Genomic DNA, 14,699 nt, shown 5'->3' with positions numbered 1-14,699 from the left:
TCCGCTTCAAGCTGCTATGCCGTTCTCTTGTAGATCGCATCATAGCGTGCTACAAGACGCGTAACCTGTAACACAAGCAGAGATGGTGATGCAACCCGACTCATCCAGGACCGAATTCCTCCGCGCCCGTGTTACCGAGCGGACAAAAATCGACTTCGATGCGATCTGCCAGGAGCTTGGGAAGACAAGCACGGAGCAGATGCGCGACCTTATCGAGGACTTCGTTCGCGAGAACTACAATGTCCTGACCGATCGAGTCGTCGTTCACATCTATCGGCCCGAAGGCTATAGTTTCGGTGCCTGGCGGGTCACGATCAAGTTGAGGAACCCGGCCGACATGACATGGGGCGGGGCCTCTGTACCCTTTCGCTTGCCCGGCTTGCCAAAGAGGCGGCTGGACTCAGACCCTGAATACCGCTCCGTGGTGGAGGGCGCCGATGGCCAGCCCACGCTCGGCGGCGTCTTCGACGGACCCGAGTGGCGCGGCCATGTCTATTCGAACGGCTCAGAAGAATCGGAAAATCCGACGCCGATTGCGCAGGTCGAGAAGGCTCTGCGCGACACGATCGTCTCGCTCATCGAGCGCTTTTCACCGAAGTAGTTCACTAAACGCTACGGTTGCCGCCGGGAAGCTGGCCCGGGATGCAGGCCAATGCCTGGGCCGGAGCATGTTCGGCACGGTGCTGCGCATTCTCGCTGGCTACTCTCGGCGGTGGCAATTTGAGCTACCGTGTACCCCACGGAATGTGGCTAGCATACTGACCGCGCCACGGCCATCGAGCTTTTGTGCGTGGACTCATCAGACGGGAAGGATCAGGTTTGCCTATCTAGCAGTGGCGGCTACCCCATGGCGCGGCCGCGACCTATAGCGCGATATGCGGAAGTCTGCTTTAAGGCGGTGGAAGGCCCGATTTCAATGACCTATTGAACCCACCGGCGCAAAGCTGCCATTCGGCAGAAGATAGATGTGCTGAGTGAGTGGCTGGATCAGGCTCTTGAATCAATTTGGGCGAGCGCGAACCCTCGGCCCAGGCCACCTCAATCGCCAGCCGGGCCTTGCGAACATAGAAATCCGGTACGTCATGCTGCGTCCCGCGCGGCCGCGCGATCGTCCGGGTGATTACGCGCTCGTGCACTGCGTGCTGCCCATCGGGAGCATCGATTTCGCAAGTACGCGAGAAGACTTGAAACTTGCCTTTTCGAGCGCACGGGTCGTCGCAAACGAGAAGCTGGTCCTGCCAAGCCGGTGGTTGCGCAATTAGGTACGGCGCCAATATTTTATCAATGCTCTAATCGATTATAGTTGTGAAGAGCAGTTTCGGCCGTTTACTTGCCGCTCAAGTCCCGCATAAAAGAAGACAGCACCGATTCGGTAGCTTGTCCCTGTCTTTCGCGTACTCGCGGTTCGTGGTGCCGAGTGGACGATTGAAGACCGCCAGCCCGCTCACCAGCAGGTCTGCACTGGCGCCTTGGGGGCCGTTGGTAAGCCACAGGAGTAGGGCAATGTCGAAGGATTCGGGCAAGGGCGAAAATCACGGCGGCGGCCCCGCGAAGATCGAGATCGCGGTGGTGGTGAACGGGCAGCCCACCCAGGTCGAAGCCAATCCCAACCAGCCGCTTCACGTCATTCGCACCAAAGCACTTGAGAATACGCAGAACGTCGCCCAACCGGCCGAGAATTGGGAATTCAAGGATGAGGCCGGCACCTTGCTCGACGTCGACAAAGAAGTTGGCGATTTCAGTTTCGCGACCCCTGTGACCCTGTTCCTCAGCCTGAAGGCGGGTGTCGCAGGTGCCTGAACTCCAAACTGTGGACCCTGGGGTGTCCCGAGCGAAGTTCGATCGGCAGATCGGCTGGTTCCAAACACAAGCAGGTATTTACCGGGCTCAGGGTTGTTTCCTGATCGAGGCGAGCTTCCCGACGGCCTTCTTCATCTTCGTACCGCCGAAGATAAAGCCACAGATCATCGGTGCAGCTGTCGAGATCGACTTCTCCAATCACGACCTCCGACCTCCGTCGGTGGTCTTCGTAGACCCCTTTATACGCCGGCCGATTGCCCGGAAGGATTTGCTGCTCAGGATGCTGAGACGACCGCATCTACCCGGAACCCCACCGGATATGATTTTGGTCCTCATGCAGCAGAACGCTCTGTCGCTGTCGGACTTCATCCAGGCCAACAGTGCGGAACACACGCCATTCCTGTGCATGTCAGGCGTCCGGGAATACCACGACAATCCAGCCCATTCAGGTGATTCATGGCTTCTCCACCGGGGTTCTGGCGAAGGCTGTTTGGCCTTCATCCTGGACAAGATCATCAAGTACGGGACCGGTCCCGTGGAGCAGCTTCAGTATCAGTTCCAAATCTCAGTGGGAGCCATGATAGCACCCCTACCCGCCATTCCAGAATGACCGAGCTCAAGGATGTCGGGACAGTCGCTCTTCCCCGAGACTGTCTTTCAAGTGTCCAGGCGCACCTGCGCTCAGTTGGGCGACAGGGCCATGAGGGGATGGCGCTCTGGGTCGGCGTTCAGCAGGACCAGCACTTTGGCGTAACAGAGACCGTTATACCGGCACAGCGTCACATTCGGACGGGCGACGGCGTTTGCGTGATAGTTCCGGCCGAAGAACTACACCGGCTCAATGTCTGGCTCTACAAGAGCAGCCTTAAACTCTTCGCCCAGATCCATAGCCATCCGGGCCGAGCCTACCATTCGACGACCGACGACGCCTACGCGGTCGCTACGACGGTTGGGTGTCTGTCGCTGGTGGTGCCCAATTTCGCCCGCGAGCCTTTCGATCTTGCTCGGGTCGCCGCCTATCGACTTGACGCGAAGGCGAACTGGAATGAGGTCCCATCCGCGGCACTCAGGCGGATGATCACGATAACGGGTTGAACGATGGCACTCGCTAACTTCATCGACCGCGCCGCCACGGCAGCTTCTCAGGTGCTGGCCGACTTTCATCTATGCGACTTCAAAGCAGCCCTCGAAAAGCAGGTCGTGGCTGTGGCCTTCGACAGCCAAGCCGCTTCGTGTGCCGAGGGCCAGGCGACGCTTGACCTTACGGTCAGGTTGCTTGCCAGACTTTATCCGGTTCTGGCCATACTCCCCCTGGACATGGCCGCGAGCTCTCAAGCCCAAGCGCTCGAGCGCTTGGCAAAGTCGATCAATCCAAAAATCAGCATCCGGCGTTCGGGCAAGTATGCGACGGTCTGTGTAGCTGCAGGCGCGGTGCACCCATCACTTCGGTGCCCAACGTTTTTCATGGGATCCCAGGGTTGGGCGGCAAAGCTGTCGCGTACGGACCCGGTGGGCTCTGGCTCGAGCTTGCTGCCCTATGGAGCTGGCGCCGCAAGCTGCTTCGCCGCGGCCAACGTCTTTCGAACCATCTTTGCTTCCCAGCTGACTGGCGCCGAGCTGGACGAGAACATCGACCTCTCTTTATGCACCTACAACAAGAGCAACGCCGGCGATTCCAGCCCCTTAAATTTCCCTGTCGACCTTGGCGAAACGCACCTCGTTGGGCTCGGCGCGATAGGCCATGGCTCGCTCTGGGCGCTGGCGAGGCAATCCGGTCTGTCGGGGCGCCTGCATGTAGTTGATCACGAAGCTATCGAACTCTCAAACCTGCAGCGCTACGTGTTGGCAGGTCAGGCGGAGGTCGGCCTCTCTAAGGCGGCCCTCGCGACCAACGCCCTTCGGTCTACCGCCCTTCGGTCCACCGTCCTTGAAGTCGAGGCGCACCCTATGAAGTGGGCAGAATATGTTGCGCGCCGGGGCGATTGGGTATTCGACCGAGTGGGTGTGGCGCTTGACACCGCCGCCGACCGTCTAGCTGTCCAAGGTGCTCTGCCCCGATGGATCGCGAACGCCTGGACTCAGGAGCAAGATCTAGGCATCTCGCGGCATGGTTTCGATGACAGCCAGGCTTGCCTTTGCTGCATGTACATGCCGACCGGGAAATCCAAGGACGAACACCAACTGGTCGCGGAGGAACTCGGAATGCCGGAAGCACACGATGAGGTAAAAACGCTCCTGCAGACTAATACAGGAGTCCCCAATGAGTTCGTAGCTCGGGTGGCTACGGCGATGGCTGTGCCGTTTGAGCCGCTCGCCGCGTTTGTTGGCCAGCCCCTCCGTTCCTTTTATCAGCAGGCTATCTGCGGCGGTCTGGTGTTCCAGCTTAGCGATGGAAGTCGTCTCGTTCGAACCGTGGTTCCGATGGCCTTTCAATCAGCGCTTGCCGGGATCATGCTTGCCGCAGACCTGGTCAAGCATAGTGCGGGTTTTCCGATGAGTCCGACAACCAGCACTCGCGTGAACCTACTGCGCCCCCTTGGTTCTCACCTCCATGATCCGAAAGCCAAAGATTCCAGCGGCCGCTGCATCTGCAGCGATGAGGATTTCATCGCCGCCTACAGGCTGAAATACGGCTGTGCCGTTGAACAGCTGAGCAACGGGTCCGCCTAAGAAAGATCTGAAGTCTTCGTTACCGCGGACGGCGCGCTGTCAAGCGCTCACCGACGTTTTCGACCACGATCGAGTGCCTGATGAGAGCGCGGGGCGGATACTGTGACACGCCCGGCCCGCTGCTTGCCAATGTCAGGCCCAGAACCCACGACAGAGATCCTTGAGCGACGCCTCGTCGTTTAACTTTTTTGTACTGTTATCTACGTTCGACCATATTCGTCGTCGAAGCGAACGATATCATCCTCGGCGAGATAATCGCCGCTCTGCACTTCGATGATCACCAGGTCAATTCTGCCTGGGTTCTCGAGCCGATGCTTATGGCCGCAGGGGATGTAAGTAGATTCGTTTGTCCCTAGGAACAACTCCTGCTCGCCATTGACGATCTTGGCGGAGCCGCTGACCACGACCCAGTGCTCCGAACGATGATAGTGCATCTGCAGGCTCAACTGGCGACCGGGCTTCACCTCGATGCGTTTGATCTTGAAGCGCTCGCCTTCCTCCAGAACCGTAAAGGTACCCCAGGGCCGGTGTACCGTGCTATGGACCAGATGGGCTTCATGTCCCGAAGCCTTGAGGCTCTCGAAGAGCTTCTTAACGTCCTGAACGCGGTCGCGGGATGTGACAAGCAAAGCATCCGGGGAATCAACGATCATCAAGTCGCTTACGCCCACCGTGCCGATGACGCGCTTGTCGGAGCTCACATAGGTGCCGGTCGTGTCGACCATGTGCACATCGCCGCGTATCCTGTTCCCGCTTTCGTCGGGGGCGATTAAATCGGCCATTGCGTTCCAAGATCCGATGTCGTTCCAATCCATGTCGCAGGGAATCACGGCAAGTTTGTTAGTTTTCTCCATGACAGCGTGGTCGAGCGAGATCCGCGGCGCGGAACCGAAATGCTCAGGCGCGAGTTCGATTTTGGCAAAGCCTTGGCATTGACTGGCGCGGCCGTTCTCGTAGCTGTCGACGACGGCCTGGAGCACCTCGGGACAATGCAAAACCATCTCGTCGAGCATGGTTTGCGCACTGAAGCAGAAAATGCCGGCGTTCCAGAAGAAGCGTTGAGACGCGACATAGGCTTTGGCTGTATCCAGATCCGGTTTTTCAACGAAACGGACGACGTTCTCACCATTTGCTTCGATGTAGCCGAATGCCGTGTCTGGTCTGGTTGGGGTGATGCCCAATGTGGCGATCCGCCCGAGCTTCGCATGTTCCATGGCCAGGCCCATGACGTCTAGAAACGCTGGCAGGTTGCTAATCAGGTGATCGGCCGGGAAAACGCACAGGATCGCGTCAGGGCCTTGCGTTGCCCTCGCATGGATCGCGGCTGCAGCCACGGCGGCGGCCGTATCCCGAGCTTCGGGCTCGAGCAGAAACGTGCGTGGCAGGACCACGGAATCCAGTTCGTCAAATTCGTCCTTGGTCAGGAAGAGGTGTTCCCCGGATGTAACAGCGACGAGTTCCACGACACCTTCTATCGAAGCGGCGCGCAGCACAGTGTGCTGAATGAGAGAATATCCATCCGCTACTTTGAGGAAAGGTTTGGGGTGCGATTGCCTTGAGGCGGGCCATAGCCGCGATCCGGCTCCGCCGCTGATGATCACGGGAATCACTTTCATAACTAACCTCGATTTCGTCTCTGGAGTGATCGCCCGCGTTCTTTCGAGCGTCAGCGTCACGATCGCCGTCGCTCTGGCTTGTCTGCGGCCCCGCGTAACGGCGAAGTTCTGGCGCGTTGCAGGCGGCGTCAGATGACGACGCTATCGGTAATGTACGACGCCTCCACTGGCGTCGGTGAGAAATGCGCATTCAACTATGCCTGTTGGTTGCGTCTGCCGAATTGCGCAGGTGGCGGGTCTTAACTGAGATCAGAGACTTGGCTGCCCTCTATCAAAGTCAAACGACTTGGCTCTTTCAGATCGAATTCAATTACCCGTGGTGCGAAAAGGCGTGCATATCGTGTAAAGGCGCTCGTCGGGGGAAACCGAATTACGGTATCGCAGCGCCCGAGAAGATACATCTCAACGAGGGCGGAAATTCCGCCGTCAATCCCGAGTGCTGCAGTGTGTAAGGGGCCACCTTGATTGGATCCGAAGTGCTTCGGGACAGTGAGCAGATCGGGAAACCTGGCCGACAGAAGATCCAGTATCCGCGCGCTGTCCGTGCATAAGAACAGCCGCACAGGCCTGGGATGCGGTAACGCCTTAGCCTTGTCAATTGCAGCGCACACTTGCCGAACCGCGAGCTCCGGATCGGCCCAGTAGGGCGCATGCTCCATGATGTCTTCACCGTTACCGTGCCGAACATGAATCCCGATGATGCTGTGCCCCTCAAAACATTCCTGATAAATGGCATCTATGCGGGCTTGAATTTCTGGCCGAGGCTGGACACTCTGGAACACCTGCCGCTCTGCATCCTCATCGCACCGCCACATCAGACAAGCGTCACACACTACTGTGTTCGCTTCGACATCGTGTTCGGCCTGAAAGAGCTCGCCCAACTCATCGCGCTCTTGGAAAATCTGCTCATCTGGCCGGTAAAGGCACTCGATCGCCGGCCTGTTCCACCACTCCGGGAAGAATGGACCAGGGAAGGAAACGTCGTTGATCCGGTCGTCGGAAATAGCCGGCACCCCAGCGATGTCATTGATCGGCTGGAAGAACACCGGAAACGCATTTGTTAAGGGTTGGTCGAGGTAGCAGGCCCCCCGCCAGTCGATGACTAGAGTTCGTCCCGACCGCTGCGCGTAGCGCCAAGCGGCCGCCAACGACCACAGACAATCACCGAACCCCGTACGCCTCCGAGAGACGACGAACCGGCGCTTTTCCAATCCACTAACATGCATTTTCGGAAATCTCGTTTCGGAGAGGAGGTTGCATCCGGTTTGGAATCCTTAGTCGACACTAGTAGACCCTGACGCCGGGCCCTTGGCAGAGGCCGGGCCATAGGGCAGAAGAGCTCACTCAGCACTGCCCACTAATCCCGTGACGCTCGCAAAGCTTGAAGCCGATGCCCTCGCTTGGGGTTGCCCTCGCTTCCGGTTCAGCCTTCTCTACTGGGCCTCCGCCGCATATGTAAAATCTATTGAGTGGATGCCGGCCATCCATGTGTTGGATGCCATGATGAAGGGGCTCGGCTGACGCGGGCCCGGTCAATAGAGCCGAAACAGCCGGAAACGCTACGACACTGCCTGCCGAAGCAAATCATTCCGTCGACGCCGTACGCCAAGGGTGCAAGGCTGCATACAGCAACCGGTACCGGGCGAGATGAGGTCGACGGCTCGACGCGCCTGGAACCAGCTGATCGACAGAATCCGCAGTCGGCTCCCAAAGTTCTGCACGACCTGTGCCGGATGCTGTGGTGACGCTCGCGGCCACGAACTTTGTCCTCGCCCCGAACGGAAGCTCGCGCTACGACTCCGGGCCGGCGATGCGCCCCCGCTGCTCGCTCAGACCATCCATTCTGTGGATTCACTTTATCCAAACAATCGATTTCACGGATCCAAACAATTCCCATTAGAAGACGCTGAAGCAAGAAAGAAAGGCGTCCTCACTCGCTGATAGAAGAGCAAATCAGCTGCAAGGTGCTGGGAGTACATGTCGCTCAGGGCGTGAGCTGAGCGGCACTCAGACCGCATGTACGAGTCCGACAGGTTAGCGGCGCGACTCTATTTTTGCTCGTGACTCTAAGCAGAGCAGGTGTGCTCGGCTGGCGGACCGTCAATGACGATCTTCGCGCCGCATCTGTCGAAGTGCTCCATAGGGCACGGGGCGGGCCGCACATTGTGTCGGCGTGGCGAGCCGGAGCCGAAACGTTAAACTTTAATTGAGCAGGAATAGAATGGGTGATAGCAGGAAAGTTGCTCTTATTACGGGCATAACTGGACAGGATGGTGCCTATCTTGCCCGTCTTCTTCTCAAAAAAGACTACATCGTTCATGGGATTAAGCGACGTTCCTCTTCCTTCAACACCGGTCGTATCGAAGACCTCTACCAAGACCCGCACGAATCCGATCCGCGCTTAATCTTGCATTACGGTGATCTCACTGATTCGACTAACCTCATCCGCGTGGTTCAGGAATCTCAGCCAGACGAAATTTACAACTTGGCTGCTCAGAGCCATGTCCAGGTGTCGTTCGAAACACCTGAGTACACAGCAAACGCGGACGGTATCGGTACATTGCGACTTCTTGAGGCGATTCGCCTCCTCGGTCTGACGGACAAGACCCGCTTCTATCAAGCCTCGACGTCAGAGCTATACGGCCTCGTGCAGTCCGTACCGCAGAACGAAACGACGCCCTTTTATCCGCGCAGCCCTTACGCCGCCGCCAAGCTCTACGCCTACTGGATGGTCGTCAATTATCGCGAGGGCTATGGTATGCACGCTTCCAACGGCATTCTTTTTAATCACGAAAGCCCCCTTCGTGGCGAAACTTTTGTGACGCGCAAGATCACCCGCGCTGCCGCTGCTATTTACCTGGGCAAGCAGGACAAGCTTTATCTCGGCAATCTCGATGCTCAACGCGATTGGGGCCATGCGCGTGAGTACGTGCGAGGTATGTGGATGATGATGCAGCAGGATCAACCGGATGATTACGTGCTGGCTACGGGCAAAACGACTCCTGTCCGCCAATTCGTCGAGTGGGCTTTCGAAGATGTCGGCGTCGAGATCGAATGGCGTGGCAAGGGTGTCGACGAAAAGGGCTATGATCTAGCGAGCGGCAGATGCCTAGTCCAAGTGGACCCACGCTACTTCCGCCCCACGGAAGTCGATCTTCTCCTGGGTGACGCTACCAAGGCGAAGGAGAAGCTCGGCTGGGTGCATGAGATATCCGTGCGCGACCTTGCTGCGGAAATGGTCCGCGAAGACCTGAAGGTCATGCAGACATCTGTAGTCATGAAGGAAGCGTAATGTATGATCTGAACGGAAAAACCGTGTGGGTCGCTGGCCACAAAGGTATGGTGGGCAGCGCTGTTGTACGCCGACTCGCGTCTGAAGACTGCAAAGTTGTGGCCGCCCCTCGGGGAGAGCTAGATCTCAAGCGACAGACCGAGGTTGAAAACTTCGTGGCAGTGATGAAACCGGACGCTATCATTATGGCGGCGGCAAAGGTAGGTGGTATTCTCGCGAACGCCACCTATCCGGTCGACTTTCTTTACGACAATCTGATGATCGAGGCCAATATCTTCGCGGCAGCCCACGAAAACAATGTCGACCGCGTCCTCTTCCTCGGCTCGTCTTGCATCTATCCGAAGATGGCACCACAGCCCATTCCTGAAAGCGCGCTTTTGACCGGGCCACTAGAGCGCACCAACGAATGCTACGCCGTCGCCAAGATCACCGGCATCAAAATGGCTCAAGCCTATCGCCAGCAATATGGCCGCGACTACATCTCCGCTATGCCGACGAATCTCTACGGGCCAGGCGACAATTATGACTTGCAGTCAAGCCACGTCATCCCAGCGCTGATCCGGAAAGCGCATGAAGCTAAGCTCATAAGTGATAAGCGAATCACCATCTGGGGCACGGGCACACCACGTCGGGAATTCATGCACGTCGACGACTGCGCCGACGCATTAGTCTTCCTTCTGAAGAACTACTCTGACCATGATCACGTCAATCTCGGCTGCGGACAGGACATCACGATCCTAGAGCTGACCAGAATGATCTGCCGTGTAGTCGGATTTACTGGGGAGATCGCGCATGATCACTCTAGACCTGACGGTACACCGCGAAAGCTGATGAGCGTCGACAAGCTGCGCACTTTGGGATGGGCAGCAAAGATCACTCTCATGGAAGGCATCGAGAGTGTCTATCATGCATTTCTGAACGGGAGCTACACCGAACGGCGATAGATAAGAGGATTTGCTGTACGTCGCTTTCGGGACCCAGAGCTAATGTAGACTGAGACAATCACTCGATGGCGATAGCGCTCATGTGAGCCAGCCGCGAGGAGCCCTGCCGGGCCCGGACCCCATCCGCTCCAACTCGTCGCCGTGAAGGTCACGGTGCGCTGCCCACGCCGACGCCGACTGCGTCAATCCTCACAAGGGTAACCCTCGATAACCGAACGCGTCTACGGTAACCGAATGTACTTCTTGTTCTCGTCCGAGGGATCTGTCGATGGGCATTCCGGACGAGCCAAAGTTTGAGCATGTTACCCTCAAAACCCGGTTAGCAACGTCGGATTTGGTATGAAATTCGGAACAAGTGGATTACGGGGCCTGGCGACAGAATTGGCAGGAGCCGCCTCTGCCCTATATGCAACGGCATTCGCGACATTCCTGCTGGAATCCGGCCTGGCCAGAATTGGCGACGAGATACTCATAGGGCGCGACTTTCGCGCCTCGAGTCCGGCCATCGCCGCCGTCTGTGCGGCGGCACTGTCTGCGCTCGGCTTCATCGTAGTCGATTGCGGCGCCGTCCCCACCCCTGCCCTGGCACTGTATGCTCAGGCGCGTAAGAGTGGTTGTTTGATGATCACAGGCTCGCACATTCCGGCCGACCGTAATGGAATAAAATTCTATCGACCCGACGGTGAGATCGACAAGGGTGATGAGCGGGAGATAACGCGCATCGCCTTGCAGTTGGAGAAGCGCGGATACGTCCTTGAAGGTGCTGTTGCACGTCGGCAGCACCGGGAGGCCGAATGCAAGGCCTTTTTCATGGCGCGCAATCGAAAGCTTATGGAGATTAATGCTCTAAAGGGCTTAACGGTGGGCGTATATCAGCACAGCACAGTCGCGCGCGATCTCTTGGTTGACATTCTCTCATATCACTGTGCGACGGTCGTAACCCTGGGACGTTCGGAAGGTTTCATTCCTGTCGACACTGAAGCGGTCTCGGACGAGACTGCTCAACAGTTCAAGCTCTGGGCCAAAGAGCATCGGCTTGATGCGGTCGTCTCGGCAGATGGCGATGGTGACCGCCCACTGGTAGCTGACGACCACGGAGACCCCCTTCGCGGTGATTTGTTAGGCCTGATTACGGCGAACTTCCTGCAAGCGAAGGCAGTCGTCACGCCGGTCACATCAAACTCTGGTATCGAGACCGCAGGTTCTTTTAAAGTCGTGCGTACCAAGGTTGGATCGCCATTTGTTATTGCTGCCATGCTCGATTTGGTTGCGTCGGGTCACGAGCGCGTGGTTGGTTTCGAAGCAAACGGTGGTTTGTTGACCGGCACGGACTTTGACCCGAACGGAACTAAACTGCCAGCGCTACCTACACGCGACAGTTTTCTCCCCATCCTCGCGGCACTTTCCCTTGTTAATACAAGTGGGCAGCCACTGTCGGAGATTGGCAGTTCCTTTCAATTGCCGGCGGCGGCGGCGGATCGCTTGGAAAATTTTTCCGTCGAAAGCAGCACTCGCCTCATGACATACCTTCGTACAGCGGAAACTAACATCGCCGCCTTCGTCGGGTCGATTGGAGTGGTAAGCAAGGTTAGCGATGTTGACGGGCTTCGTATCACTCTCGCGGATAAGCGTGTCTTGCATTTGCGTCCATCCGGAAATGCCCCGGAGATGCGGTGCTACGTCGAAGCCGAAAATCGGGAGGACGCGGAGCTTTTGCTCCGGACTGGATTGGATCGAATTCGTAATTGGACGCAAGGCTAAATAAAAGCCGCCTCCCTGCGTATTCCAGGTGACCCTGGGGGTCGCACGAGCTACTCTAGTGCGATCAGAACGTCCACAGTGTCCCTGGCAACTGTCCGCTTTGAAGCGAACCGGAACGCCCGTGGAAATGGCGGGGCGGTGGACGTGAGCCGATCCGTACCGGCCCGAAGCGTCCGGTAGCTCATGGTCAAGGCAGCGCCTTCCGGTAGCGAACAGCCGGTCCCGCACTCACCGCCTGTGCCGCATGTACGATGGCGTTGGTGTCCAGGCCGTGGTGACGGTAGAGGTCCGCAATAGTCCCCGTCTGGCCGAAATGCTCGACCCCGAGCGCCTTCACGCGATGCCCGTTAACCCCACCGAGCCACGCGAGCGTCGCCGGGTGGCCGTCGATCACGGTGACGATGCCGCAGTCACGCGATAGCGGCGCGAGCAGCCGCTCGATATGACTCAGGGCGCCAATCGCGCCACGCTGCCGGGCTCGTTCCGCCGCCTGCCAGCCCGCATTAAGCCGGTCCGCGGAGGTGATCGCGAGCAGCCCGACATCGCGCCGGTCCTCCGCCAGAAGACCCGTCGCGGCAATCGCCTCCGGCGCGACAACGCCTTGGTAAGCAATGACGACACTCGCGTTCGGCCCGGGCGGACGCAGCCAATAGGCGCCATTGACGATGTCCCGCGCGAGCGCCGGTTTCATGTCGCGCAGCGGCTGCTCGAGCGGCCGGGTTGACAGGCGAAGATAGACCGATCCTCCGGTCTGATCACGCAGCCACGTCGTCTCATCCGGATTCCCCTCGCCATTACGTTGCATGTAATCGAAGGCAAAGCGCATGATCACGGACAGTTCGTCGACGAAGGCCGGTTCGAAGGCGCAAAGCCCATCCTGCGCCATGCCGATCAATGGGGTGCCGATCGACTGGTGTGCCCCGCCCTCGGGCGCCAGCGTCACGCCCGAGGGCGTTGCGACCAGCATGAAGCGCGCATCCTGATAGCAGGCGTAGTTTAGCTGGTCGGCCGATCGGTAGATGAAGGGATCATAGACTGTCCCGATCGGCAGTAGGCGCACGCCATTAATCGAGTGCGAGAGACCGAGCGCCCCGAGCATGATCATCAGGTTCGACTCGGCGATCCCGAGCTCGAGGTGCTGCCCCTTCGGCCCAAATTCCCAGGTAAAGGTCGACGGAATGCGTTCGGCCTTGAAGGTGTCCGCCATGGTCTCCCGGGCGAAAAGGCCGCGCCGGTTGACCCAGCCACCGAGATTGGTCGAGACCGTCACATCGGGCGAGGTGGTGACAATGCGGTCGGCAAGCAGACTGCGCTCTCGTGCGATGTCGTTCAGGATCTGGCCGAAGCCCATCTGGGTCGAGAGCGGCTTGCCGGGCTGCCCCGGTGACGGAAGGGTTTCGGGCACCGGCACCGACGGCGCAGACAGCCTCCTACGGCCCTCACTGAAGAACGGCGCCCTTGCGAAGAAGGCGTCAAGTTCCGCTTCCGGCAAGTTGGCGGCCGCCCATTTGTCCCACTCCTCACCCCGCTTTACGCCCATCTGCAGGCGGTAGTCTTCCATCTGCGTGGGCGTCATCTGCCCCGCGTGGTTGTCCTTGTGTCCGGCAAGCGGCAGACCGTAGCCCTTGATGGTGTAACAGATGAAGCAGACGGGACGGTCATGCCTGGACGCCGCCTCGAAGGCTTCGAGGAGGCTCGGCATGTCATGCCCGCCAAGGTTCGTCATCAACGCCTGCAACTCGTCGTCGGAGCGGCGTTCGATCAGAGTGGTTACCCGCCCTTGGTCTCCGATCTCGTCGAGCAGCCGCTTGCGCCAGGCAGCACCCCCTTGGAAGGTCAGCGCCGAATAGAGCTGGTTCGGACAGCGCTCTATCCACTCGAGCAGCTTCTCGCCCCCCGGCTCGGCAAAGGCAGCCTCTTGCACAGCGCCGTGGCGCAGGACCATCACGTCCCAGCCGAAGTTGCGAAAAATCTGCTCGAAACGCTGCCAGAGGCCCTCCCGGATCACGGCGTCGAGCGACTGGCGATTGTAGTCGACCACCCACCAGCAGTTCCTGAGCCCGTGCTTCCAGCCTTCGATCAGGGCCTCGTAGATGTTGCCCTCATCCATCTCGGCGTCGCCGATCAGGCTGACCATTCGGCCCTCGGCACGCTCCTTCATCCAGCCGTGACCCGAGACGTAGTCCTGTACCAGCGACGAGAACAGCGTCTGAGCAACGCCGAGACCCACCGACCCGGTCGAGAAGTCGACATCGTCGACATCCTTCGTCCGCGAAGGGTAGCTCTGCGCGCCCTTGTAGCCGCGGAAGTTCATGAGCTTTTCGTGAGTTTGGTTGCCCGCCAGATACTGAAGTGCATGGAAGATCGGCGCCGCATGGGGTTTGACCGCCACCCGATCCTGCGGGCGTAGGACCGAACCGTAGAGCGCGGTCATGATGGTGCTCAGCGACGCGGACGAGGCCTGATGCCCCCCGACCTTGATCTCATCGCCCTCGCGGACGTGGTTGGCGTGGTGGATCGTCCAGGCTGCGAGCCAGGAGACGCAGCGCTCGATCTCGTTCAGATATTCCAGTTTCCTCGTCATTCAGTTTCCCGCAAATCAGCTGCCGGTCTCAC

Annotated in this window: 11 protein-coding genes; 8 read left to right on the top strand and 3 right to left on the bottom strand. The window is 58.7% G+C overall.

The window, feature by feature from the left end; translation table 11 throughout:
- Window positions 1-82 precede the first annotated feature (82 nt).
- The 5 genes from AC3CCE_RS03010 (at window position 83) to AC3CCE_RS02990 (ending at window position 4,470) form a co-directional block, all read left to right on the top strand.
- Complete coding sequence (locus AC3CCE_RS03010) at window positions 83-601, top strand: hypothetical protein (protein WP_488377084.1); 519 nt, start codon at window positions 83-85, stop codon at window positions 599-601.
- 902 nt (window positions 602-1,503) lie between these two features.
- Entirely contained in the window at window positions 1,504-1,800 is a 297-nt protein-coding gene (locus AC3CCE_RS03005) for a DUF2604 domain-containing protein (RefSeq protein WP_352627045.1), read from the top strand.
- Window positions 1,793-2,410: a putative metal-binding protein gene (locus AC3CCE_RS03000; RefSeq protein ID WP_352627047.1), complete on the top strand. Its 618-nt coding sequence runs from the start codon at window positions 1,793-1,795 to the stop codon at window positions 2,408-2,410. Before AC3CCE_RS03005 ends, AC3CCE_RS03000 begins: the two co-directional genes overlap by 8 nt.
- A gap of 98 nt (window positions 2,411-2,508) precedes the next feature.
- Window positions 2,509-2,895, top strand: a complete 387-nt coding sequence (locus AC3CCE_RS02995; RefSeq protein ID WP_245261414.1) for a hypothetical protein — start codon at window positions 2,509-2,511, stop codon at window positions 2,893-2,895.
- A gap of 3 nt (window positions 2,896-2,898) precedes the next feature.
- Window positions 2,899-4,470, top strand: coding sequence for an E2 ligase fold family C protein (locus AC3CCE_RS02990; RefSeq protein ID WP_352627050.1), 1,572 nt, complete (start codon window positions 2,899-2,901; stop codon window positions 4,468-4,470).
- A 200-nt stretch (window positions 4,471-4,670) separates the two neighbouring features.
- Here AC3CCE_RS02990 and AC3CCE_RS02985 read toward each other — a convergent pair whose 3' ends face one another.
- Both AC3CCE_RS02985 and AC3CCE_RS02980 read right to left on the bottom strand, forming a co-directional pair.
- The gene (locus tag AC3CCE_RS02985; protein ID WP_352544216.1) at window positions 4,671-6,086 is read right to left on the bottom strand and encodes a mannose-1-phosphate guanylyltransferase/mannose-6-phosphate isomerase; all 1,416 of its coding nucleotides are present in this window, start codon (window positions 6,084-6,086) and stop codon (window positions 4,671-4,673) included.
- 239 nt (window positions 6,087-6,325) lie between these two features.
- Window positions 6,326-7,312: a nodulation protein NodZ gene (locus AC3CCE_RS02980; RefSeq protein ID WP_352544195.1), complete on the bottom strand. Its 987-nt coding sequence runs from the start codon at window positions 7,310-7,312 to the stop codon at window positions 6,326-6,328.
- Window positions 7,313-8,307: 995 nt separating this feature from the next.
- Here AC3CCE_RS02980 and gmd point away from each other — a divergent pair.
- From gmd to AC3CCE_RS02965, 3 genes are all read left to right on the top strand, one after another.
- Complete coding sequence (gene gmd, locus AC3CCE_RS02975; protein ID WP_023672397.1) at window positions 8,308-9,378, top strand: GDP-mannose 4,6-dehydratase; 1,071 nt, start codon at window positions 8,308-8,310, stop codon at window positions 9,376-9,378.
- Window positions 9,378-10,322, top strand: a complete 945-nt coding sequence (gene fcl / locus AC3CCE_RS02970; RefSeq protein WP_023672396.1) for a GDP-L-fucose synthase — start codon at window positions 9,378-9,380, stop codon at window positions 10,320-10,322. The genes gmd and fcl overlap by 1 nt, the downstream gene beginning before the upstream one ends.
- Window positions 10,323-10,661: 339 nt before the next feature.
- Complete coding sequence (locus AC3CCE_RS02965) at window positions 10,662-12,083, top strand: phosphomannomutase (protein WP_352544196.1); 1,422 nt, start codon at window positions 10,662-10,664, stop codon at window positions 12,081-12,083.
- A 187-nt stretch (window positions 12,084-12,270) separates the two neighbouring features.
- Here the strand turns inward: AC3CCE_RS02965 and AC3CCE_RS02960 are convergent, their stop codons facing one another.
- Window positions 12,271-14,667 carry a transketolase gene (locus tag AC3CCE_RS02960; protein WP_352627053.1) on the bottom strand — a complete coding sequence of 799 codons (2,397 nt, stop codon included), beginning with the start codon at window positions 14,665-14,667 and terminating at the stop codon, window positions 12,271-12,273.
- Between the last annotated feature and the right edge of the window lie 32 nt (window positions 14,668-14,699).

Source organism: Mesorhizobium sp. P160187, from assembly GCF_057766425.1.
This window is presented reverse-complemented; position numbering and strand designations above follow the sequence as displayed.

Excerpts from the sequence above, each read along its gene's own strand:
- AC3CCE_RS02960 (WP_352627053.1), bottom strand. The coding sequence starts at position 14,667 with ATGACGAGGAAACTGGAATATCTGAACGAGATCGAGCGCTGCGTCTCC.
- gmd (WP_023672397.1), top strand. The coding sequence starts at position 8,308 with ATGGGTGATAGCAGGAAAGTTGCTCTTATTACGGGCATAACTGGACAG.
- AC3CCE_RS02965 (WP_352544196.1), top strand. The coding sequence starts at position 10,662 with ATGAAATTCGGAACAAGTGGATTACGGGGCCTGGCGACAGAATTGGCA.
- AC3CCE_RS03010 (WP_488377084.1), top strand. The coding sequence starts at position 83 with ATGGTGATGCAACCCGACTCATCCAGGACCGAATTCCTCCGCGCCCGT.
- fcl (WP_023672396.1), top strand. The coding sequence starts at position 9,378 with ATGTATGATCTGAACGGAAAAACCGTGTGGGTCGCTGGCCACAAAGGT.
- AC3CCE_RS02980 (WP_352544195.1), bottom strand. The coding sequence starts at position 7,312 with ATGCATGTTAGTGGATTGGAAAAGCGCCGGTTCGTCGTCTCTCGGAGG.
- AC3CCE_RS02990 (WP_352627050.1), top strand. The coding sequence starts at position 2,899 with ATGGCACTCGCTAACTTCATCGACCGCGCCGCCACGGCAGCTTCTCAG.
- AC3CCE_RS03005 (WP_352627045.1), top strand. The coding sequence starts at position 1,504 with ATGTCGAAGGATTCGGGCAAGGGCGAAAATCACGGCGGCGGCCCCGCG.
- AC3CCE_RS02995 (WP_245261414.1), top strand. The coding sequence starts at position 2,509 with ATGGCGCTCTGGGTCGGCGTTCAGCAGGACCAGCACTTTGGCGTAACA.
- AC3CCE_RS02985 (WP_352544216.1), bottom strand. The coding sequence starts at position 6,086 with ATGAAAGTGATTCCCGTGATCATCAGCGGCGGAGCCGGATCGCGGCTA.